Source organism: Metasolibacillus meyeri, assembly GCF_003049505.1.
In the GTDB taxonomy this organism is placed as follows: Bacteria; Bacillota; Bacilli; order Bacillales_A; family Planococcaceae; genus Metasolibacillus; species Metasolibacillus meyeri.
Window position 1 is genome coordinate 1 of record NZ_PYWN01000001.1, and the last position, 21,916, is coordinate 21,916.

Below are 21,916 nucleotides of genomic sequence, written 5' to 3' on the forward strand. Positions count from 1 at the left end.
CGCAAATAAATCGGGAAAGTCGCAAATAAACTGAGGAAACCCGCAAATAAATCGAGAAAGTCGCAAATAAACTGAGGAAACCTGCAAATAAATCGAGAAAATTGCTAATAATTGAGGGTAACCGACAAATAAATCCCCAAACTCACAAATCAAACAATAAGAGCGAACAATTCATCATGAATTGTTCGCTCTTATTAAATGTACACCTAATAACATAAGGAATGAAATCCCGACCATAGAGCCAACCCATGCCCAAGCAAAGGACATATTGTTAGAGCCAATTGCCATATAAATGGCGATTGATGCAGTTTGCGTTTTGCCAGGTAAGTTGCCAGCAAACATTAATGTTGCACCAAATTCACCTAAAGCTCTTGCAAAGCTGAGTATACCACCTGCTATAAGTGCTTTGAAGGCGAGGGGGATGGCTATATAGCAAAAAACCTGCCTTTCACTTGCGCCATCTACTCGTGCTGCATTTTCAATGTTTTGATCAATCGACTCAAAGCCTAATTTAGCGGATTGATACATAAGTGGAAAAGCAACAACGGTTGCAGCAAGTACTGCCGCCCACCATGTGAACATGATTGGCTGATTGAAAATCCAAATAATGGCGCTACCTAACATACTATTTTTTCCAAAAAGGATAATTAATAAAAAGCCGACAACCGTAGGCGGTAAGACGAGTGGCAATAATAGCATGGTTTCTACAAGTAATTTTCCAGGGAAATGGCGTCTAGCCATCCATCTCCCTAACAAAGTGCCGACCAGCAAAACGATACTAGTCGACACAAAGGCAATCTCGATAGAAAGCTTGAGTGGAGAACAAAAGTCAGCACTCATCGACTACTGTCCCTTTTTGAAGCCGTACTTTTCAAAGACGTTCATTGCTACATCACTTTGTAAAAATTGATAAAAATCTGTGGCAGCTGCAGTTTGCTTGCTATCCTTTAAAATGCCGACTGGATAAATAATCGGTGTATGTGTTTCGCTATCAGCAGTTGCGACAATCTCGACTTTATCTGAGATGAGTGCATCTGTTTTATAAACTAAGCCTGCATCAACATTTTCTGTTTCAACATATGTCAGTACTTGTCGCACATCTTTTGTATAAACAATTTTAGATTCTAGCTCATTCCATAATCCTAGGTTTTGTAATGCTTCCATTCCGTATTGGCCAGCAGGAACATTATCTGGTGTGCCAAGCGCAATCTTTTCTGCATTTTTTAATTGCTCAAAAGATTGAATGCTTTTGTCATTGTTTGTAGGAACAACTAATACTAGTTCATTTGCAAGTAAATTTGTGCCTTGCTTTTGGTCAATAAGCTCTTCATCTACCAGCTCATAAAATTTATTTTCTGCTGCTGAGAAAAACAAATCGGCAGGTGCACCTTGCAATATTTGCTGTTGCAATGTACCAGAGCCACCAAAATTATAGGTAATCGTCACATTTGGATGCTCGTCTGTGTAAGTCGTCTTTAATTCTTCTAAAGCCTCTTGTAAGCTAGCCGCAGCGGAAATTGTTAGTTCTACTGCTTCATCGTTAGCTGTTTGGCTATTACAGCCGACTAATAAAATTGAAAATAATAAAATTGCTATGCTATAAAATTTTTTCATAAATTATTTACCTCTTTCGTGTTAGATAGTATTCAATTGTTGTAGGGGTTTCTGTTTACGCAAGTCATGGCCAACTGCTAAATTTTTGAGTGCATCTTGTTGTATTTACTCATCTTTTTTTGTCGTGAGATACTGTTCAACAAGCGCAATACTAGATTCCATTTTTTGCAGTAGTTCTTTTGAGGAGCCACTGTTATTTTTATAGGCATTCATTTGCTTTTCTAAATGACCTTTTGCAGTAGACAGAGCATGCAGCATATTATTGTGCATTTTTGCTTGTAAGAAACTTTCAGCTGTGGCGCCATTTTTATTGTTTGTATCAAGAAATGGGTGAATGCCTTCTGGTATTTTTGTCCCTGATAAAAGCCCTTTACCAAGCGCAACAGAGCTTGCGTGTGAAAAGAGATTGAACATCGCTTGTGACTGTGATTTAGCATGTTTTTTATCACGTGCATCAAATGCTCCTACTAAAGAGTTGAAAAAATCTTTACCATCCTCATTCATAAAGGTAGTGTCTTTTGTAAAAAGTGTTTGTTTCATGTTGAATAGTGGATCAATCATAGTCAAACCTCCTTATTGAAATAATCAGTTCTAAATAACTGCAATTCTGCTGCCAACAAAAAATAACACCGTGATTGCCTAAAGTTTTACGGGTATGTAATAGCATTTTGATTAATTGTATCAAGGGTTGTTGTCTCTTCTATTATTACGCTATTAATTATAATATTGTTTAAGCCAAGTCAGTTCCTCCTCGCTTTCTCCGATAACAGAATGTTGAGATTCATTTTTTGCGCTAAAGCCTTCATAAATAAAGTAAATCTTTAATCAGTGGAGATTTTCCTTATCCATACAAATTAGTGATAAAGGAGCACAAGCTAAGAGTTTCATATCCAGTTTGTCTGGCATAAAGCTAAAAAATCCACCAAGAAATGACACACTATTTGCATGTTAGTCATTCAAGGTGGATAAAACTCTTAGCAGGGCATGCTAAAAATTCAACCTACTGTTCATTTAATTTTACAATAGCAATCAAACATTAAAAATGAAAATATTTCAATGCCATTCGTATATTTTTTATTATAGCCCCTTTATTTGGAAAGAACAATCCTTTATTTTTGTTTTTTAGGGTACTAAATAGGTTAAATTATAGTGTGACACCATAACATTTGAAAAGATATTATTATTCACTTGGCTGCATTAAATGCGGGGCTTTGCGTGCAGTCCACGTATAAGCAAGAAGTAAGCATGCCAGTAAAATAATTGTTCCGAAAATATAAGGTGCGTTCATATTCCAATCAAATAAAGTGCCTGCAAGCGCAGGACCAACCATATTGCCTAAGCTCATATAGGCATTATTCATTCCCGCTGCATAGCCTTGTCCATTACCAGCCAGCTTTGATACAAGTGTATTAACCGCTGGGCGAATAAATGTTGTCGCGATGGAGAACAGTGTAGCAACGGCTAAAATAACAAAGAAGCCGCTAATATAAACCATCAATAGCATCGTAATTGCTGCTGCGAGTAAATTGACAAGAATTACTTTCATCTCACCAAAACGCTTAAATAGTCGATCGATAACAAACATTTGCAAAATAACACCTGCAAAGCCGCCAACTGTTAGCACAATGGCGATGTCTGTTGGCGTATAGTGGAATTTATAGCCTAAATAAATAGCCATTGTTGCTTGGAAATTTGCAATGCCAAAACTAAATGTGAAAATAACAATTAGTATAACGAAGTAGGGCATTTTCACAGAGTTGGCTAATTGTTTAAAGACATTATCCTTTTTTGTCTGTTGCTTCAATTGTACAGCAACATTTGGTAAAACAAAGTAAGAAATAAGCGCCGTAGCTATCGCGAAGCCCCCTGCAATATAAAATGGGAAGTGTAAATCTACCTTTGCTAAAAAGCCACCAATGCCTGGGCCAATTGTGAAGCCAAGCGACATAGCAGCACCTAGCATACCCATCCCTTTACCACGTTCTTCTACTGTCGTAATATCCGCCACATAAGCCATTGTCGGTGCCATAATTAATGCTGCGCCAAGCCCAGCTAAAAAGCGTGCAGCAAACAGCATCCAAATATCTGTCGCAAGCCCAAAGAAAATTTGTGCCAAGCCATAAATGACAAGACCAGTAATAATAAATAATTTGCGTCCATGCCGGTCAGATAAATCGCCAGCAATTGGCGAAAATAAAAATTGTGCTAAAGCAAAGCCCGCAATAAGAAAGCCAAGTGCCTTTCCACCAACACCAAAAAGCAATAAATAATCGGGCATTACAGGAATAATAATTCCGATACCGCCCATTGTAATAAACAAACTAAACATTAATATGTAGAGTGCGGATTTATTCGTTTGTTGTGTCATTTGTTTTCCATCCCTTATTGATTTCAATTGAACTAAGTCTACCATAAGGAGTAGGGGACTGCTATTAATTAAGATTAAGAGCAAAGTTGATAGATGAGAGGTCGCCGCTATATGCGAAAGTCGCTGATATCATTTCAAGTTGCTAATAGAACTACAAAATTGACTGATAGACAAATTCACTTCAAAAAAAGCTGTCGGAAGAAAATTTCCAGACAGCTCTTAACTTAATTCATACTCATCTTAAACTCTAAAAACAATTCATTATACTTTCCTAGCCATTCAAGACCAAGGTTTTCGTATACTTCAAGATGCTCGCGTGCTTCTTCATCTGGGTAGTAACGCTCATCTTCAACTACTTCTGGGTCCATTAGCTCCATTGCTACCGCATTTGGTGTAGAGTAACCGACATAGTCTGTATTTTGGGCATTAACTTCTGCATCAAGCATAAAGTTGATGAAGGCATGTGCACCATCAATATTTTTCGCTGTTTTTGGAATAACGAAATTGTCGAACCATAAATTTGAGCCTTCTTCAGGCACAGCATACGTTAAATCTTCATTTTCAAACATCATATCTGCTGCTTGCCCTGACCAAGTTAAGGCAACAGATGCTTCATTGTTAATCATTAATGGCGTAATTTCGTCACCAATAATCGCTTTTACATTTGGTGCAAGGGTAATTAACTTATCTGTTGCCGCACGTAAAATTTGCTCATCCTTCGTATTTAAAGATTGACCAATTGAATTTAAGCCCATCCCCATTACCTCACGTGCACCATCAACTAAAAAGACTTTGTTCTTTAATGAAGGGTCCCATAGATCATCCCATGATTCAAACGTTAAGTGCTCGCCAATCATTGTAGGGTTATAGACGATACCCACCGTTCCCCAAAAGTACGGAAGTGAATATTGATTTCCTGGATCAAATGTTAAATCTAAAAAGTAAGGGTCAATATTTTGGATGTTTGGTATTTTAGTATGATCTAAAGGAATTAATAAATCCTTTTCCTTCATCATTTCCACTGTATATTCAGAAGGGGCAGCGACATCATATGCTGAACCACCTTGTTGAATTTTTGTTAGCATTGCTTCATTTGAATCAAATGTTTCATATATCACGTGGATGCCTGTTTCTTTTTCAAAATCCTTGATTAAATCAGGGTCGATATATTCACCCCAGTTGAAAACTGTGAGCGTATCTGTCCCACCTTTGCCCCCTTTTACTTGCAGCTGGCTGGCAGCTAAAAACAACAGGGCACATGTAATAACAATTGCAATTGTTGCTTGTAGTAACTGTTTCATTGATTAGCGTCCCACCTTTGCTTGCTTTGAGCGATTATTGACAAAATAGTAGCCGACAACAACCAGTACAGTAATCACAAAAATTAAACCAGAAATCGCGTTAATTGTTAAAGTGATACCAGTACGTGCCATCGAATAAATTTCGACTGACAATGTGCTAAAGCCATTTCCTGTGACGAAAAATGTCACAGCAAAATCATCTAATGAATACGTCAGTGCCATGAAAAAGCCAGCGAAAATCCCTGGTGCAATATAAGGTAAAATCACACGCATTAACACATCGCGTTTTGTTGCCCCTAAATCGCGTGCCGCATCAATTAACGATGTATTCATTTCGAGCAATTTTGGCAACACCATCAGCACAACAATCGGTACGCTGAAGGCGATATGTGATACAAGCACAGAGGCAAAGCCGAGCTTCACACCGATAAATGTAAATAAAATTAAGAAGCTGGCACCGATAATAACGTCTGGGCTTACGATTAACACGTTGTTTAAAGAAAGCAAAACGCTGCGCATTTTGGCATTCTTTACAGAAACGATGCCGATTGCTCCGAATGTCCCAATAATTGTTGCCAACAAGCCAGAAAGCAATGCCACTAAAATGGTATTAATTAAAATAACAATTAAGCGTGAATCACCAAAGACAGCCGCATAATGCTCCCATGTAAAGGATTCGAAGTCGTTCATATTGCCAGCACTATTGAACGAATAAAAAATAAGGTAAAAGATTGGCGCATATAAAATTACAAAAACGAGCACCAAATAAATTTTAGAAACGGGCGATAGCTTTTCCATTATACGCGACCTCCCTTAGATTTTTTTCCTGTAAATAACATAATTAATACCATAATGAAGATTAAAAATACCGCAATGGTTGAGCCCATTCCCCAGTTTTGTGATACGAGGAATTGCTGCTCAATCGCTGTACCAAGCGTAATGACACGGTTTCCTGCAATCAAGCGCGTAATCATAAAGAGCGATAGTGCAGGAATAAATGTTACTTGAATGCCCGATTTCACGCCATCAATCGTTAATGGGAAAATGACGCGGCGGAACGTTGTGAAGCTTGAAGCACCAAGGTCGCGTGCCGCATAGACAAGCGTTGGATTTAGCTTATCAAGCGAGTTGAAAATTGGAATAATCATAAACGGTATGAAAATATAAACCGATACGAATACAAAGCTAAAATCAGTAAATAACATTTGCTGTGGGTCGAAACCAAACACTTCAATCATGGCATTGATTGGTCCATATAAGCCGAAAATACCAATAAAGGCATATGTTTTTAATAACAAGTTAATCCATGAAGGAATAATAATGAGCATCAACCATAAATGTTTATGCTTTGTTTTTGTTAATAAATAAGCGACTGGATAAGATACAAGCAATGTGAAAAATGTAATTAAAAAGGCGTACCAAAAGCTAGACAACGTCATTTTTAAATACACAGTTGAGAAAAATGCTGCATAGTTAGCTAATGTGAAATTCCCTTCTAAGTCTTGCAAGGAATAATAAATAATTAAAGCAATCGGTGCGATTACAAAGAGCGCAATCCAAATCACATAAGGAAATAATGCGCTTTTTGAATTTTTAGTTTGCATCGTCATCATCTCCATATGATTCAAGTCGCTTGTCGAAATCTTCCTCTGTCTCGTTTAAGCGCATAACATGAATAGCTTCTGGATCGAAATCTAAGCCGATTTGTTGTCCTACTTCTGCTTTTTTCAATGAGTGAACAAGCCATTCATTGCCATCTTGGTCGTATGTTGAGATTTCATAGTGCACGCCACGGAAAAGCTGTGTATCAACAGTAACTACTAATTTCCCTTTTTCCACCGTTGTAATTTCTAAATCCTCTGGACGAATGACAATATCGATTTTCTCATTTTTTTGCATCCCTTGATCGACACATTCAAATTCTTTGCCTGCGAAGCGAACACGGAAGTCGTCAATCATAATGCCATCAACGATATTCGATTCCCCGATAAAGTCAGCAACGAAGCGGTTAATTGGCTCATCGTAAATATCAACTGGCGTACCCGATTGCTGAATTTCACCATTCGATAAAACGAAAATCTCATCGCTCATTGCTAATGCTTCCTCTTGATCATGTGTGACAAAAATGAAGGTTTTGCCAAGCCGCTGCTGTAATTCGCGTAGTTCATATTGCATTTCTGTACGCAATTTTAAGTCAAGTGCTGATAATGGCTCATCTAATAAAATAATTTCAGGGTCGTTAACGATGGCACGTGCGATGGCGACACGCTGACGCTGACCACCAGACATTTCAGAAATTTCACGATTACCATAGCCTGCTAAGTTAACGAATTTTAATGCCTCTTGCACACGCTGTTCAATTTCTACTTCTTTCACTTTTTTAATACGTAAACCAAATGCCACATTTTCAAAAACATTTAAATGGGGAAACAGTGCATAATCTTGGAACACTGTATTTACTTGACGTTCATTAGCTGGTACATTATTAATTTTTTTATCATGGAAGAAAACAGAGCCGTCAGTTGGTTCAGTAAAACCTGCAATAATACGCAAAATCGTTGTTTTTCCACAGCCAGATGGACCAAGTAATGTATAAAACTTCCCTTTTTCTAGCTCAAAATTAATATTTTTTAATACGACTGTTCCGTCGTCATAAGATTTCGTTACATTTTCAAAGCGAATAATTGTATTGTTGTCCATGACAAGCCTCCTAAACTATAAATAAGATTCCGTAGCGACGAGCAACAATTCCGTTGTCCCGTCATATACATTGAAAATTTGGTGATTGGACACTGCATCATAATAAACAGAATGTCCCTCTGTTGCGATATAGGCTTCATCCCCAATAACGACGCGAATGCGCCCCTTTAATACGTAAATAAACGTTTCAGCAAGGGACGGCTCAAACGCTTTAAAAGCCCCATCTTTATGTATTTTTAAAAAGACAGGCTCCATTTCTTTATCATTTGATGTTGGAATTAACCATTCAATCTCATATTGTTTGTCATTATCCGTAAAGCTACTGCGATCTTCCTTCGTAAAAACAACATGCTTATTTTGCCACTTTTCATCATCAAAAAATTGCTTTGGCGTTGTGCCAAGCACCTCTAAAATCGAAAATAATGTTTCGATAGAAGGAGAGTTTAAATCGCGTTCAAGCTGTGAAATATAGCCTTTTGTTAAATCCGTTCGTTCGCCAAGCTCTTCCTGAGTGAGGCCTTTTTTTAGGCGAAGCTCCTTTATTTTCATCCCAATTTGCATTTCTTTGCCTCCTTATAAGTTTAGTAATTTTAAACTAAGAGTTATGAAAGTTTACTTTTACAAAACTTTAAGTTTACAAAAGCAAAGATAATTATACAGTTTTCTACTTAAAAAACAAGGGATTTCAAAATTTTTTACAAGGAATTTAGAGCAAATTTTCTCGGCTGTTTACATATTGTAAAGAAGGAGGAGATAATGATGAAATTGAAAGAGACGATGCCAGAATTCAAAGGCGTAACAGGTTGGCTAAATCGTAAAGTAAGAAAAGATGATTTAACGAATATTACGATTGTCCATTTTTGGTCAGTGAGTTGTTCTCTATGCAAGGAGTTATTGCCAAAGCTTTATACGATTGCGAAAAATTATGAAATTGATTTAGTTGCGGTTCATATGCCGAGGCAGCCTGATGATGAAGTACTTGCAACGGTAAAGGAGGCTGTGCGCCAGTTTGATATTAGAGAAGCTGTCTTCTTAGATCATAATAAATATTTAACGGATATTTATAATCCTCGCTTTGTACCAGCCTATTATATTTTTGATAAGCAGCAGCAATTACGCCATATGCAAGTTGCAGGAAGTATGCGCTTAATTGAAAATAAAATACAGTATTTATTAAGAGAAAGTAAATAGTAAAGAGCGTGAGAAATCAGTATTTTGGTGCTGCACCTCAAAAGTTAGAGTAAAAAAACTAACTTTTGGGTTCACTACCTTTATCATGGATTTCTTGCGCTTTATTTATAAACCAAAAAAGAATGTATGTTTGCTTTTAAGGGTGGAAATATACTATAATTTTTAGATAAGATGGAAATAAAATTGTGGTTGAAGAGGGAGTGGGCCTGTGTTGAAAGACTTAGTAAATCAATTAGAGCGTTGGTATGAAGAGAAGCAGCATGAACAAATTGTAGAAGCGATTGAACAGCTTCCTATAGTAGAGAGAGATTATAAAATTATCGGTCATTATGGGCGTGCGCTGAATAATTTAGGGCGTTACGCTGAAGCATTGCAGCAGCTGGAAACAGTTAAACAGCAGGGACAACAAGATGCTGATTGGTATTGGCGTGTTGGCTATGCTTATTTCTTTCTGCAGAAATGGCAAAAGGCACTGGCTGCATTTGAAAAAGCGCAAGAGTTAGCATTTGATAATAGAGTTGAGGCGTATATCATTTATTGTCGCAAGATTATGAAAAACATAGTACAAATGACAGAGAATATGCAGCATATACCCTTTCGTAAACGTGATTTTAGCCAATTTTGGGAGCAAAGCGATTATGCAAATAAAAATTATGTAGAAGCGTCACCTACACCTGAAATAATTGCTTCGATAGAGCAGGAGCTTGGCTATAAATTGCCAGCAGATTATATTTGGTTGATGCAGCAACAGAATGGTGGTATCCCTGTAAACACTTGTTTTCCAACGGTGATGCCAACTTCATGGGCAGAGGATCATGTTGCGATTACGGGGATTATGGGGATTGGTCGTGAGAAAACATATAGCCTATGTGGTGAGTTAGGGAGTAATTTTATGTTGGAGGAATGGGGTTATCCAAATATCGGTGTTGTAATAGCTGATTGCCCATCGGCAGGTCATGATGTTATTATGCTTGATTATCGTGCATGTGGAAACGATGGTGAGCCTGCTGTTGTGCATGTAGACCAAGAGGATGATTACTACATCACCTTCCTAGCGCCTAACTTTGCGACTTTTATTGCTGGATTAATTAACGAGGAAATATTCGATATATACGAATAGGATAAGCTCGATGATTGAGATAAAGTAAATTGCTGTTGGATTTAAGCAAGCATGTGAAAACGATGGACTTATATATGGGCTAAACAATATTCGATTAACAAATAGTCTCAAACTTTGCTTAAATGTAGCAATATAAGTTAAACTGTTGGCAGCAGAGTTGGAGGCGAAATAATGAAAAAGGAATTCGTAGTAATTGGATTAGGCCGCTTCGGTGGAAGCATCGTAAGAGAATTAATCTCACTTGGAGCAAATGTGATGGCGATTGATTCCATGCGGGAGCGTGTTGATGAATATGCTTCTATTGCAACACAGGCGGTTGTGGCAGATACGACAGATGAATCCGTGATTAAATCGCTAGGTCTATGGAATTTTGAGCATATCATTGTAGCGATAGGTGAGAATATTCAAGCGAGTATTTTAACAACGCTTATTTTAAAGGAGCATGGTGTTCCACAAATTACAGTAAAGGCACAAAATGATTATCATGAAAAAGTATTAAGAAAAATCGGTGCTGACTTTGTCGTTCATCCAGAACGAGATATGGGCATACGTATTGCCAACAACATGATGTCAACGAATGTGCTTGATTATCTGGAGCTTTCTGATGAATATTCTATTATGGAAATTAAAGCAAGTGATAAAATTGCAGGGTATAATTTAATTGATTTAAACATTCGTGCACAGTATGGCATTAATATAGTAGGGATTAAAAGAGGGGCAACAATCATCGTTTCACCTGTACCACAAGACCCCATCTTATTAGGTGATGTACTACTAGTCATTGGTGCGGATGTTGATATTAACCGTTTTGTGAAGAAAGCTTTGTAGGGGAAATTTGCGAACGTGGAATAAAATTCCGAAAACGTAGAATAAAAGACAGGGGGAAGGTCAGCGCTAGCTGATTTTCCCCCTATTCATAGCGCTTTTCGCTAGATGAAGTATTTTTGGTGTGATGTTTATGGCGTTCATCTTTCACCTGCTCGTTTAGATCCTCAACAGGGATAGCATCGACCGTTTTCATATCTTCATGCATGTCGAAGATGCTTTCTTTCTCTGTATCCAACACATCGGGATTGTGCAAATGCTTTGTTTTGAATTGTTTATTTGGCTCCACTTTTATCACCTCCTAACTATTTTCCGCAGAAATAAAAATAAAATGCATAGGAAAAGCCTAATTTCGGCTTTTCCTATGCATTTCTGATTATACTTCCATAATAATTGGTAAAATCATTGGGCGACGCTTTGTTTTTTCATATAAATATGGACCTAAAGCGTCTGTTATTTCATTTTTTAGCTCAGCCCATTGAATGGATTTATCTTGAATTGCGCGATTTAAATGTTGGTTAAGCATTTTTTGCGCTTCATTAATCATTAGACCTGATTCACGCATATAAACGAAGCCACGTGAAATGATATCTGGGCCAGAAACCATTTTATGTTTTGCCATATCGACACTGACAACAACGATGACAAGACCTTCCTCAGATAAAATGCGGCGATCACGTAAAACGATATTGCCGATATCCCCGATACCATTGCCATCGATGTAAACATCGCCTGATGGAATGCGACCAGCAACATGTGCTTCATTAGCGCTTAATGCTAAAACATCACCATTTTCCATCACGAAAGAGTTGCCAATTGGCACATCGCAATCTTCAGCGAGCTGTGTGTGCATTTTTAACATGCGATATTCACCATGGATTGGCATAAAGAATTTTGGCTTCATTAAACGAAGCATCAGTTTTTGCTCCTCTTGTGAGCCATGTCCAGAAGTATGAATATTATTAAGTGAGCCGTGAATGACTTCAGCGCCAGCACGATAAAGCAAATTAATAATTTTATTGACACTAATTTGGTTACCAGGAATTGGTGATGATGAGAACACCACTGTATCACCAGGCTGGATTTGGATTTGGCGATGTGTACCGTTAGCGATACGTGATAAAGCAGCCATCGGTTCACCTTGTGAGCCAGTACATAAAATTAGCACTTCATTGGCTGGTAGGCGATTAATGCTACCCGCATCAACAAATGTTTCCTTTGGTGCTGAAATATAACCTAGCTCTCGGCCAATTGTAATGGCATTATCCATTGAACGGCCAAATACAGCAATTTTGCGTCCATGTGCTACTGCTGCATCTGTAACTTGTTGCAAACGATGGATATTTGATGCGAATGTTGCGAAAATAACGCGACCTTCTACTTTACGGAATACATCATCAATGCTTTCGCCAACTTTACGTTCAGACATCGTAAAGTTTGGAACTTCCGCATTTGTACTATCTGATAATAAGCAGAGTACCCCGTCACGTCCGATTTCCGCCATTTTTGTTAAGTTTGCTGGCTCCCCAACAGGCGTAAAGTCGAATTTGAAGTCTCCTGTATGCACGATATTGCCAGGTGGTGTTTTGACAACGACACCATATGCATCTGGAATACTATGCGTTGTACGGAAGAAGCTAACCGACGTTTTACGGAATTTAATAATATCTTCTTCCTTAATTTCAATCATCTTCGTTGTGCGCAATAAGCCATGCTCTTCTAATTTATTGCGAAGTAAGCCTAGCGCTAGTTTACCGCCATAAACAGGAACATTTAATTGACGCAATAAGTATGGAATGCCACCGATATGGTCTTCATGTCCATGCGTAATAAATAAGCCTTTAATTTTGTCTACATTACGTACTAAGTATGTGTAGTCTGGAATAACATAATCAATTCCTAATAAATCGTCTTCAGGAAATTTAATACCTGCATCAATTAAAATAATTTCGTCTTGGAATTGAACGCCATATGTGTTTTTGCCGATTTCACCCAGTCCGCCGAGTGCGAAAACAGCTGCTTGATCATTTTTAACAAATTTCATAAAACTTAGGCATTCTCCAGACGGAAGTTTGGACTTGCTTGTTCATACTCTAAGTAGTTGCCCTCTAAAAGCTGAACAAGTTCAATATTGTAGTTTCGTTCTTTTAAGTAGGCGCGTACTTCACGTTCTGAAGAAGCTTCTACATAAAGTGTTTTAGTGTTTTCGCGAACTGGCGTTTCATGCTTGTTTTCTTGATAATAAACTTTGTAAATCATATTGACTCTCCTTTGAATTACGTACATTATTATTGCATTTGTATATTCACCGCCTATGCATGATGACTCGTCTGAAAAGTTTGCATAGTAGGAAATAAATGAACGAAATAAATGCATTTCCTTTATATTATCATGCGTTTCCTTTAAAATAAAGAAAAGCCCTCCAAAAGAAGGGCTTAAGCAATTGATTTTTTTCCGAGGACGCCATTCAATCGTTTCAACAATTTCTTTTTGAGCCGTTTTAGCATGGCACATCACTCCTTGAGTAAATTATACAGAATTTTATGACTTTTGTAAAGGAGAATACACTAATGAAGAAAATTTTATTTTTTGATGTAGATGGAACGCTTTATAATAGTGAAAAACAGCTCCCACATTCTGCGAAGGAGGCAATAATCGCGGCACGTGCGAATGGCTATGAGATTGCTATTGCGACAGGGCGCGCTCCTTACATGATTGAGGAATTGCGAGAGGAGCTTAACATTGATACATATGTCACATTAAACGGTCAATATGTTGTTTATAAAGGCGAGGTTATTTTTACAGATGGACTTAGCAATAAACGTTTAGAGGAGCTCGTTACTTTTAGCTCAGCACAAGGACATCCAGTTGTTTTTATCGATGATAAGCAAATGATTGCTTCAATGCCTGAGCATGAAGGGGTGCGCTGTAGCTTAGAAACGTTGCAATGTCCATATCCGCAAGTTGAACCAGATTATTATAAAGAAAATCCAGTTTATCAAACATTGCTCTTTATACGAGAAGAAGAGGAAGCAGAGTATGTGAAAGCATTCCCTGACGTGCAGCTCGTGCGTTGGCATGCGGAAGTATGTGATGTATTACCACTCGGGGGATCAAAGGCGCGCGGTATTCAAAAACTAATTGGAAAACTGGGCATGACAATGGAAGATACAATTGCATTTGGCGATGGGCTAAACGATATTGAAATGTTGCAAGAAGCTGGTATTGGCGTTGTGATGGGCAACGGTCATATAGAAGCTAAAAATGTAGCGGATGTACAAGCGCCACATGTCGATGATGATGGTTTAGCTAAAGCGATGAAGGAGCTAGGTCTTGTATAGATTGAGGAATTTATAAGAGAAGGAGAAACGAAGGTGGCGAGCGAAAAAATATTAATAGTAGAAGATGATGAAGATATTATGGAAGTATTGGCTTTATCAATGAAAAGTGCTAATTATACAGTATCGCAAGCAACGACCTTTCAGGAAGGCTGGCATGGGGTATCGAAGTATCAACCAGACTTAATTTTATTAGATGTCAATTTACCAGATGGCAATGGCTTTCAATTAGCTGAAAAAATTCGAGAAATATCAGACGCTATCCTTATTTTTGTAACTGTAAACCATCAAATTGATGAGAAGTTGCAAGGTTTTGAGGTAGGGGCGGATGATTATGTAACGAAGCCCTTTATTCCAAGAGAGCTTGTTGCACGTGTACAGGCACATTTGAAAAGAAGAGCGTCGGCAACGAAAAATGAGCAAATTATCACGTTAGGTAATTTGGAAGTCCGTCTCCACGATAAGATGGTTTATAAAGAAGGACAGCTAATCAATTTATACACGAAAGAAAGGCAACTGTTATTTTATTTCTTAGAAAATGTCAATAGGGTACTTAGTGTAGAGCAGTTAATTAATCATGCGTGGGGATTTGATGGTACAGCAGATGCAAAAACGTTATCTGTGCATATGAGCACATTGCGTCGGAAAATCGAAGACAATCCTTCACAGCCCAAGTATATTCAAACAGTTCGTGGCTTTGGCTATATTTTTAGTAATAAAGATTAATAGAGTTTGGGATGACGAAGTAAACCCGAACTATCTGATGGGATTCTCTTGAGAAAACCACGGATAGCTCGGGTTTTATTTTGAAGGGTGTTCAAACATCAATCCTTTAATAAAGGTAATGTAAAGGTAAATGTTGAACCGTTATGCTCAGAGCTCGTTACACTAATTTCCCCTTGATGCTGTGTAATAATTTGCTGACAAATGGCAAGCCCAATGCCGTGAGAGTTTTTTATCGTTGAATTTGACGCTCTATAATAGCTATCAAATACGAATGGTATGTCGCTTGTAGGTATGCCAATTCCACTATCTTTAACGGAGCAAATGAATTGCTCATCATTTGTGTAAATAGCTAATTCGATGCTACCACTTTCTGTATATTTCATTGCATTTGACATAATATTTTCAAATACTTGCTGGATGCGTGCAGGATCGACGAGTAACTGTGCATACGGTGAGCCATAAAAGTTTGCGCTGTATTGTAAGCCAAGCTGGCCAACTTCATGTTCATAACGTAGCTCAAATTGTTGGAAAAGCTCCTTTACACTTATTTTGTTAAATCGGTATTCGGCTCTGCCAGATTCTAAATTAGCTAAATCAAATAAATCTTGAATGAGCATATTTAAAGAAAGTAATCGCTCTTTACCGCGAGTTAAATATTTTATTTTTTCCTCTTCCTCTGTAATGACACCATCTAAAATCAGTTCAATATAGCCTAAAGAAGAAGTGATTGGTGAGCGCAACTCATGAGAAATACTGTGTAATAGCTTTTTTCGCTCAAGCTCATTTTTGGCAAGCTGCTCGTTTACTTTTTTCAAATGCTGGTTTGTTTCATCTACTTGTCTCGTTCGTGCTTGCACACGTTGTTCAAGTTCCTCGTATATTTGGGCATTTTCAATGGAAATCGCAATCTGTGTAGAAAGCATTTTGAGCAAGTCGATCTGTGTTGCATGAAAAGCGTTTACCGTTAATGTATTTTCTAAATATAAAACCGCAATAATTTCACTTTTATGGTGAATTGGCAAGCATAAAATGGACTTTGCTGTTGAAGGTGTACGCAATAAGGCATTTGCTACTTTTGTATTTTGAATAATACAAGGCTCCTCGCTTTGAATAACATAGCGCACAATGGATTGCATATTTTCATGAAATTGTTCAAGATGCTGTTGTTCATATGTGGCAAAGATCGTATTATCCGCTTCAGCTTTTGCTAACACAATGAGCTCATCGGCTCGCTTATGAATAAAGTAGCCTACTGTTGCACTTGCATGCTTTAACAATGAAAATAAAATATTTTGTAGCAGACCTTCCATTTGAATATCTTTTGCAAAGGATTGCGTTGTTTCAAGCACTGTCAGCATTTCTAAGCTACTGTTTAAATTGCTGTGCTGTTCGATAAGTGGCATGCTGTGAACATCGTATAGCATTTCCCATTGCCTCGCAACAGTTTCTGCTTCCCATTGACGAGCTGCATGAATGGCTTGTGCGCTATAATAGTGAGCCGTAACATCATGCCCCTTTATTTTATAATAGTTTGCCGCACGTTCGTAAGCGATGGCACAATCTTGGATAAAATGACGCATTTTTGCAAGTTGTATTGCCCGATCATAATAAAGCTTTGCTTTCTCGTCCTTATTATTTAAACGGCAGTTTTCTGCCAATAGTAATAAATATAAATGTTCGTAATGCTGAGGGGCGAACTTCATCCATTTTTTAAATTTTTCTATGCTCTCTTTTATTTCTGTACGGTATCTCTTTTGCTCTCGCTGACTGCCTTTGTGTTGCGCTAGCCAGTTAAATTGCCATAGTGCACGATAAAAATAATATCGTATTGTAATCGGCAAATCGAATACTTCCTTATAAATAGGATTTAACAATGCTAGTACAGCTAAAGCTTGCTGTTCATTATTTAGTAAAAAGGACATTTGTAATCGAACAGAATAATGCATCATTTTAATAATTGGTTGATCTTGTATTTTGAATGGATAAGACCATTCGATCGGGTGATATGGGTCGCGTAGTATATTCATCCATAAAGCCATCTCTGCTAGAAAATCAATCGTTAAAGATGTAGCATTTAATGACACTTCATCCTGCTGTTGTTTAATTTCTTGCTGTAGCTCAGAAATTGTTGTCCCACGGATAAGCTGCGCTACAATGATAAAGCAGGAGGCAGTTGTAACAATAATGTACAATCCGATTTCACGACAATATTGCTGTGCCTTACTCATATAATAGATGCTTGTTTCATATGAATCCGTCCAATGGCTAATAAATAAGCCATATACATAATAAACATGTCCTTTAATGTAAATGCTATCTTGCTTGTCGGCTACTTCGATAGCAAGCTGGCTAAAGCGAATGGCTTCCTTAATATTACCGAATCCTGAGTTTAAGAGCATCGCATAATTAACAAAGATAATAGCTCCTTTTGCACCAAGTCCATATTTCAATTGCAGGCGGAAGGCACGCATTAGGGAAATGCCTGTCAAATTAGAATCGATTCTTACCGTACTTGCCGCCATATTAATTAATAATTGAACCGCAATCTCCATTTCTTTATTGTCAAAAGTTGGAGCATGCAGCAAGTCTTGATCTGATTTATTGCGTAAAGCAATTTGTAGTTTGATTAATTCATTTAATACTTGAAGCTTGTTAGGGTGCGCTGGAATTGGCATTTTTGCTTCAGTTAGTCCCGTTAAACCTGCCTCGATACTTGTGTGAGGGTCCTCCTCTTCTATATAAAGCAATGTTTTTAAATTATAGATAGATAGCTTTTCAAGCAATGTTTCGGAATGTAGTAGCGCTTCTGATAAATGTTTATCCGAAGATTCAAAATGGCCTAATAAACATTCACATTCCCCTAAATGAATATAAATATCCATCGCCTCTTTACGCATGACTTGCCAACAATTTGATGGGAGTAAGTCTTGGCTAATTGTTAAAAATGATAGTGCGTTTTCCAAGAGCCCTACTTTTTTAGTGTTAACACCAAGTTGATAGTTCCAAATTGCTAGTTGATACCTTTCTTGGTCGCTTAATAATGAGCGACAGTAATTGAAATGTTTGACGACTTCATGCAGTTCATAGCTATCTTGTGAATGCGTAAGAAGTGTTGTAAAAAGCTGACCAATTTGATAATGAAGCTCAAGCTTTTGTTGTTCCGAGAGTTTTTTATAGGCAGCTTGGTGAAAGCGATTATGCACAAATTGGAAATTTAAGGTGTGTGTTAAAAGCACTTCTTCTAAATCAAGTTGGCTAGCCCATTTGAAGTCGGTGTTTAAAGGAATAATAAAGCCATTTGTTATGAGCAAATCAAGTTGTTTTAAAAGTTCTTGACCAGTAAAATTGACTAACTGACGTAATAGATGAAAATCGAATTTGGTCCCTAAGCATGCAGCGATTTGCAACACATGCAGTGTATCTGCTTGCAAATTCGCAAGCTTATTTTCAAGAAATAGCAACAGCTCTGAATTGAGCGCAGCTTGATTAAATTTTTGTATATTGAATCGCCACTGTTTCGATTCAAAATCTAAATAAATCGTATTATCTTGTTGTAAGGAGCTGAATACCGCCCTAATGAACAACGGATTTCCGTTCGTTAAATTTGTTAAATGCTTAACGATTTCGACCGTTGTTTCCGCATGCATATGGAGTGATTCTTGAAGCCAAAGCGTAATATCCGCCTCTTTTAGCACCTTTAGCTCCATATGCTTATGAGAAGGAAGCATGTCTTTTAACAGCTTCTCCTCCTCTACGCTTTTTTCAGCAAGACGCAGTGTGCTAATAACCATTAAAAAGCCTTCTCGATGCTGTTCATAAATATCAAACAATGCTTGCAATGTATTTTTATCTGCCCAATGTAAATCATCAATTAATAAAACAATCGGCTTTTTTTGGTGTGCAAAGCTTTGTAATATTTTTTTAATGCTACTAAATAAATAAGCTTGTAATTGCTTGCTATCCTCATAAGATATATCTTGAATGCTGTTGCTATCATAAAACCAGCGCAGCTCGGGCAATAAAATAATTAAATCTGCTGTAACGTGTAATTGTACCTTTTCAAAATGGCTGCGCCAATTTCTTACCGAGTGTTCACCTTCCATATAAAGCTGTTTTAATAAATCACGCAGTGGATAAATGACAGAGGTAAAATCATTGTCTAATTGTAATTGATTATATTTTGTTTCAATAAAATAGCCTTTTGCTTTTGCTACTTCTCCTTTTAAACCGTAAACAAGTTGTGATTTTCCCACACCGGCTTCTCCAGATATAAGCGCCACTTTTTTGTCACCATTGGTTACTTGCTCAAATAAATGGATAAGCGTTGCTGTTTGCTGCTCACGGCCGTATAGCTTGCTCGTCAATGTTGGGAACAATGTAATATCTTCGGTACCTAAATCGAAATCTTCAAGCTGTTCATCTGCAAGAAGTGCTTTTTGAATAATAAGTAAATCCTCTCTTAAGCCAACCGCACTTTGATAACGAGCGCTGGGATGTTTTTCGAGTAGCTTTTCAATAATTCGAGAAATAGCAAACAGGTTTTTATGCTGTGTTGTTAATAAGGGTGCAGGCTTTTTCGATAAAATATTGTAGATGATATCGATTGTATTTTGTCCAGTAAATGGGGGTGCCCCACTTAATAATTGATAAAAAATTGCACCGAGTGCATATAAGTCTGCCCGATAGTCAATGCCCATATTTAATCTTCCCGTTTGCTCAGGTGCGTAGTATGGAAGTTGTTGTAAATGTGGTTGTATACTATCTGGTACAATCGAAGCCCCAATTGCATATTTCATACTTGTGTCACTACTTAATAGTTTTAGCTTTAAGGAATCGGGGTGGATTAAAATATGGTACGGATTGAATGCTAAAAATAATATTTGATTTTGATGCAGGCTAATACAAATATTGCTGAGCTCAATAGCTACTTGTAAAAATTGCGATATCGTCATGTTTTTAAAGTTAATCAGCGCAATACCATCAAAATCTTCATAAATAAGACCATAGCGTTGGTCGATATAGTCAACAGCAATTGGCTTTAATAACCAAGGGGTTATATTATTAGAAAATAAAGAAAATTCATAATTTAATCGGGCTCGATATTCAGCGGAGTTTTGGTGAATACTTTTCACAAGCATTCGATTATGAAATTTATCGATATACATTCGTTGTAAGTGCCAACCTTGATTCGTTTGTAAAATAATGTGATTTTTCAATGTTCAACACCTCCTATTACCATGCTGTATTCATTATAAAAGACGTAGGTTAAAATTAGGTTAAATAAAAAAATACATGGAGTCAAAGTGTAAAAGTACTTTAGCTCCATGTAGGATTAATTGAAGTGGAATTTTACCCTATAAGCATGTATCGAAAGCAACGCGACAGCAGCAGGTTATAGAACTTGAAGTGAAGGGTGGAGAATGAAGAAAATCCCCACTGTTAACTTCACTTTATTCTCTAATAAAAGGTGTGGCGTCTGGTATTTCCGCAAAAGGGTTTTGCTCATTGATGTGATCGTAGAACAGAATGCCATTTAAATGGTCAAGTTCATGTTGGAATGCAATAGCAGGTAGCCCTTTAAAGCGCATTTTTCTCTCTTCACCATCCACTGTTTTGAATTTAGCAGTAATGCGTGCATAGCGAGGGACATAGCCAGGTACAGCACGATCAACTGAAAGACAGCCTTCACCAGATTCGATGTAAGTTTGCTCAACAGAATGGCTAACAATTTTCGGATTGATTGCCACAAAGCTAAGTTGCTCCCCGTTATCATCAGTTAAATGTAGGGCGAACATACGCTTCGAGCTATTGACTTGATTTGCAGCTAAGCCAATACCTGGACGTAAATCATATTTTTCAGCAGCTTCCTCATCTTGACTATTGATCAAGTATTGTAGCATATCTGCAGCTAGCTTGCGGTCTTCCTCAGTTAATGGAAATGTCATTTCCTCAGCACGAGTGCGTAATATGGGATGACCTTCACGTACAATATGTTCCATTAAAATCATAAAAAGCTTCCTTTCTCTATTTAAACTCTTTCTTTAGTATACAACATGTCATCCGCTGTTCAATGTCAAAAGCTCGAAATTTATCGTTTTCCGACAGAAGCCGCCCACTTCAAGGAATGAATCGGGCATCGCTCAATGAGTAAGTGGGAGATGAATGGCGGTTGGCGCTAGCCAAAAAGTAGGTCAATTGATTATAATGAGAACGTACATTCCTTTTTGGTGGAGGTGAAAATCCATGTTGGTGAACAAAGCCTACAAATTCCGTATCTACCCAAACAAAGAACAAGAAAGCTTCATCGCAAAGACGATTGGCTGTTCGCGTTTCGTATTTAATTGCTTTTTAGCACGTTGGAACGAGACCTACAAGGAAACAGGCAAAGGATTAACTTATCATGCATGTTCTGCCGAATTAACGCAGTTAAAAAAGGAATGCGTATGGTTGCAAGAAGTAGATAGCATTGCGCTCCAATCCTCACTTAAAAATCTTGCGGATTCGTATGCACGATTTTTCAAGAAACAGAATAAAGCCCCACGTTTCAAGTCGAAAAAGAATCAAGTACAATCCTACACAACAAAGCACACGAATGGTAATATCGCGATTGTAGGAAACAAAATCAAGTTATCCAAACCAGGCTTCTAACCGTAGGAGCTACGGGGCTAGCCTAATCAAAACTTTCGGTGACGTAGGTGTTCTTAGGAATCTCCCACTTCTAAACGTAGTGAAA

General features: G+C 37.6%; 19 protein-coding genes and 1 pseudogene. 6 read left to right on the forward strand and 14 right to left on the reverse strand.

Annotated elements, in window-relative coordinates; genetic code table 11:
* Positions 1–174 precede the first annotated feature (174 nt).
* From modB to C9J34_RS00045, 9 genes are all read right to left on the reverse strand, one after another.
* Positions 175–840, reverse strand: a complete 666-nt coding sequence (gene modB / locus C9J34_RS00005) for a molybdate ABC transporter permease subunit (protein ID WP_107837795.1) — start codon at positions 838–840, stop codon at positions 175–177.
* A gap of 3 nt (positions 841–843) precedes the next feature.
* Entirely contained in the window at positions 844–1,614 is a 771-nt protein-coding gene (modA, locus tag C9J34_RS00010) for a molybdate ABC transporter substrate-binding protein (RefSeq protein ID WP_107837796.1), read from the reverse strand.
* 105 nt (positions 1,615–1,719) lie between these two features.
* Entirely contained in the window at positions 1,720–2,175 is a 456-nt protein-coding gene (locus tag C9J34_RS00015; RefSeq protein WP_107837797.1) for a hypothetical protein, read from the reverse strand.
* Positions 2,176–2,794: 619 nt separating this feature from the next.
* Positions 2,795–3,982, reverse strand: coding sequence for an MFS transporter (locus tag C9J34_RS00020; protein ID WP_338016170.1), 1,188 nt, complete (start codon positions 3,980–3,982; stop codon positions 2,795–2,797).
* A 224-nt stretch (positions 3,983–4,206) separates the two neighbouring features.
* The gene (locus C9J34_RS00025; protein ID WP_107837799.1) at positions 4,207–5,283 is read right to left on the reverse strand and encodes an ABC transporter substrate-binding protein; all 1,077 of its coding nucleotides are present in this window, start codon (positions 5,281–5,283) and stop codon (positions 4,207–4,209) included.
* 3 nt (positions 5,284–5,286) lie between these two features.
* Positions 5,287–6,081, reverse strand: coding sequence for an ABC transporter permease (locus C9J34_RS00030; protein ID WP_107837800.1), 795 nt, complete (start codon positions 6,079–6,081; stop codon positions 5,287–5,289).
* A complete protein-coding gene (locus tag C9J34_RS00035; RefSeq protein WP_107837801.1) occupies positions 6,081–6,887 on the reverse strand; it encodes an ABC transporter permease in 807 nt (268 codons plus the stop codon). The genes C9J34_RS00030 and C9J34_RS00035 overlap by 1 nt, the downstream gene beginning before the upstream one ends.
* Positions 6,877–7,983: an ABC transporter ATP-binding protein gene (locus C9J34_RS00040; protein WP_107837802.1), complete on the reverse strand. Its 1,107-nt coding sequence runs from the start codon at positions 7,981–7,983 to the stop codon at positions 6,877–6,879. The genes C9J34_RS00035 and C9J34_RS00040 overlap by 11 nt, the downstream gene beginning before the upstream one ends.
* A gap of 15 nt (positions 7,984–7,998) precedes the next feature.
* Complete coding sequence (locus tag C9J34_RS00045; protein ID WP_107837803.1) at positions 7,999–8,544, reverse strand: helix-turn-helix domain-containing protein; 546 nt, start codon at positions 8,542–8,544, stop codon at positions 7,999–8,001.
* A gap of 198 nt (positions 8,545–8,742) precedes the next feature.
* Here C9J34_RS00045 and C9J34_RS00050 point away from each other — a divergent pair, with 198 nt between their 5' ends.
* The 3 genes from C9J34_RS00050 (at position 8,743) to C9J34_RS00060 (ending at position 11,122) form a co-directional block, all read left to right on the forward strand.
* The gene (locus C9J34_RS00050; RefSeq protein ID WP_193768831.1) at positions 8,743–9,174 is read left to right on the forward strand and encodes a thioredoxin domain-containing protein; all 432 of its coding nucleotides are present in this window, start codon (positions 8,743–8,745) and stop codon (positions 9,172–9,174) included.
* A gap of 208 nt (positions 9,175–9,382) precedes the next feature.
* Positions 9,383–10,294 carry an SMI1/KNR4 family protein gene (locus C9J34_RS00055; protein WP_107837805.1) on the forward strand — a complete coding sequence of 304 codons (912 nt, stop codon included), beginning with the start codon at positions 9,383–9,385 and terminating at the stop codon, positions 10,292–10,294.
* Positions 10,295–10,465: 171 nt separating this feature from the next.
* Complete coding sequence (locus C9J34_RS00060) at positions 10,466–11,122, forward strand: potassium channel family protein (RefSeq protein ID WP_107837806.1); 657 nt, start codon at positions 10,466–10,468, stop codon at positions 11,120–11,122.
* Between the two features lie 82 nt (positions 11,123–11,204).
* Here C9J34_RS00060 and C9J34_RS00065 read toward each other — a convergent pair whose 3' ends face one another.
* The 3 genes from C9J34_RS00065 to C9J34_RS00075 all read right to left on the reverse strand — a co-directional run bounded on the left by C9J34_RS00065 (position 11,205) and on the right by C9J34_RS00075 (position 13,378).
* Positions 11,205–11,408, reverse strand: coding sequence for a hypothetical protein (locus tag C9J34_RS00065; RefSeq protein WP_107837807.1), 204 nt, complete (start codon positions 11,406–11,408; stop codon positions 11,205–11,207).
* An 87-nt stretch (positions 11,409–11,495) separates the two neighbouring features.
* Positions 11,496–13,163, reverse strand: a complete 1,668-nt coding sequence (gene rnjA / locus C9J34_RS00070; RefSeq protein ID WP_107837808.1) for a ribonuclease J1 — start codon at positions 13,161–13,163, stop codon at positions 11,496–11,498.
* A 5-nt stretch (positions 13,164–13,168) separates the two neighbouring features.
* Positions 13,169–13,378, reverse strand: a complete 210-nt coding sequence (locus tag C9J34_RS00075; RefSeq protein WP_107837851.1) for a DNA-dependent RNA polymerase subunit epsilon — start codon at positions 13,376–13,378, stop codon at positions 13,169–13,171.
* A 311-nt stretch (positions 13,379–13,689) separates the two neighbouring features.
* On the opposite strand from C9J34_RS00075, the gene C9J34_RS00080 reads away from it, so the two are divergent.
* Positions 13,690–14,460, forward strand: a complete 771-nt coding sequence (locus C9J34_RS00080; RefSeq protein ID WP_107837809.1) for a Cof-type HAD-IIB family hydrolase — start codon at positions 13,690–13,692, stop codon at positions 14,458–14,460.
* A 33-nt stretch (positions 14,461–14,493) separates the two neighbouring features.
* The gene (locus C9J34_RS00085) at positions 14,494–15,183 is read left to right on the forward strand and encodes a response regulator transcription factor (protein ID WP_107837810.1); all 690 of its coding nucleotides are present in this window, start codon (positions 14,494–14,496) and stop codon (positions 15,181–15,183) included.
* Between the two features lie 98 nt (positions 15,184–15,281).
* On the opposite strand, the gene C9J34_RS00090 is transcribed toward C9J34_RS00085, so the two are convergent.
* Together C9J34_RS00090 and def are read right to left on the reverse strand one after the other, a co-directional pair.
* The gene (locus C9J34_RS00090; RefSeq protein ID WP_107837811.1) at positions 15,282–20,399 is read right to left on the reverse strand and encodes a sensor histidine kinase; all 5,118 of its coding nucleotides are present in this window, start codon (positions 20,397–20,399) and stop codon (positions 15,282–15,284) included.
* A 234-nt stretch (positions 20,400–20,633) separates the two neighbouring features.
* On the reverse strand, positions 20,634–21,191 hold the full coding sequence (def, locus tag C9J34_RS00095; protein ID WP_107837812.1) for a peptide deformylase: 558 nt from the start codon (positions 21,189–21,191) through the stop codon (positions 20,634–20,636).
* Positions 21,192–21,426: 235 nt separating this feature from the next.
* Here def and C9J34_RS00100 point away from each other — a divergent pair.
* A pseudogene (locus tag C9J34_RS00100) lies at positions 21,427–21,825 on the forward strand (helix-turn-helix domain-containing protein); the annotation flags it as partial.
* Positions 21,826–21,916: the final 91 nt, after the last annotated feature.

Bases quoted from the DNA above. Each gene is read 5' to 3' on its own strand.
- C9J34_RS00035 (WP_107837801.1), bottom strand. From the start codon at position 6,887: ATGCAAACTAAAAATTCAAAAAGCGCATTATTTCCTTATGTGATTTGG.
- C9J34_RS00045 (WP_107837803.1), bottom strand. From the start codon at position 8,544: ATGCAAATTGGGATGAAAATAAAGGAGCTTCGCCTAAAAAAAGGCCTC.
- C9J34_RS00030 (WP_107837800.1), bottom strand. From the start codon at position 6,081: ATGGAAAAGCTATCGCCCGTTTCTAAAATTTATTTGGTGCTCGTTTTT.
- C9J34_RS00020 (WP_338016170.1), bottom strand. From the start codon at position 3,982: ATGACACAACAAACGAATAAATCCGCACTCTACATATTAATGTTTAGT.
- C9J34_RS00060 (WP_107837806.1), top strand. From the start codon at position 10,466: ATGAAAAAGGAATTCGTAGTAATTGGATTAGGCCGCTTCGGTGGAAGC.
- C9J34_RS00040 (WP_107837802.1), bottom strand. From the start codon at position 7,983: ATGGACAACAATACAATTATTCGCTTTGAAAATGTAACGAAATCTTAT.
- C9J34_RS00025 (WP_107837799.1), bottom strand. From the start codon at position 5,283: ATGAAACAGTTACTACAAGCAACAATTGCAATTGTTATTACATGTGCC.
- def (WP_107837812.1), bottom strand. From the start codon at position 21,191: ATGATTTTAATGGAACATATTGTACGTGAAGGTCATCCCATATTACGC.
- C9J34_RS00050 (WP_193768831.1), top strand. From the start codon at position 8,743: ATGAAATTGAAAGAGACGATGCCAGAATTCAAAGGCGTAACAGGTTGG.
- C9J34_RS00075 (WP_107837851.1), bottom strand. From the start codon at position 13,378: ATGATTTACAAAGTTTATTATCAAGAAAACAAGCATGAAACGCCAGTT.
- rnjA (WP_107837808.1), bottom strand. From the start codon at position 13,163: ATGAAATTTGTTAAAAATGATCAAGCAGCTGTTTTCGCACTCGGCGGA.
- modA (WP_107837796.1), bottom strand. From the start codon at position 1,614: ATGAAAAAATTTTATAGCATAGCAATTTTATTATTTTCAATTTTATTA.
- C9J34_RS00015 (WP_107837797.1), bottom strand. From the start codon at position 2,175: ATGATTGATCCACTATTCAACATGAAACAAACACTTTTTACAAAAGAC.
- C9J34_RS00080 (WP_107837809.1), top strand. From the start codon at position 13,690: ATGAAGAAAATTTTATTTTTTGATGTAGATGGAACGCTTTATAATAGT.
- modB (WP_107837795.1), bottom strand. From the start codon at position 840: ATGAGTGCTGACTTTTGTTCTCCACTCAAGCTTTCTATCGAGATTGCC.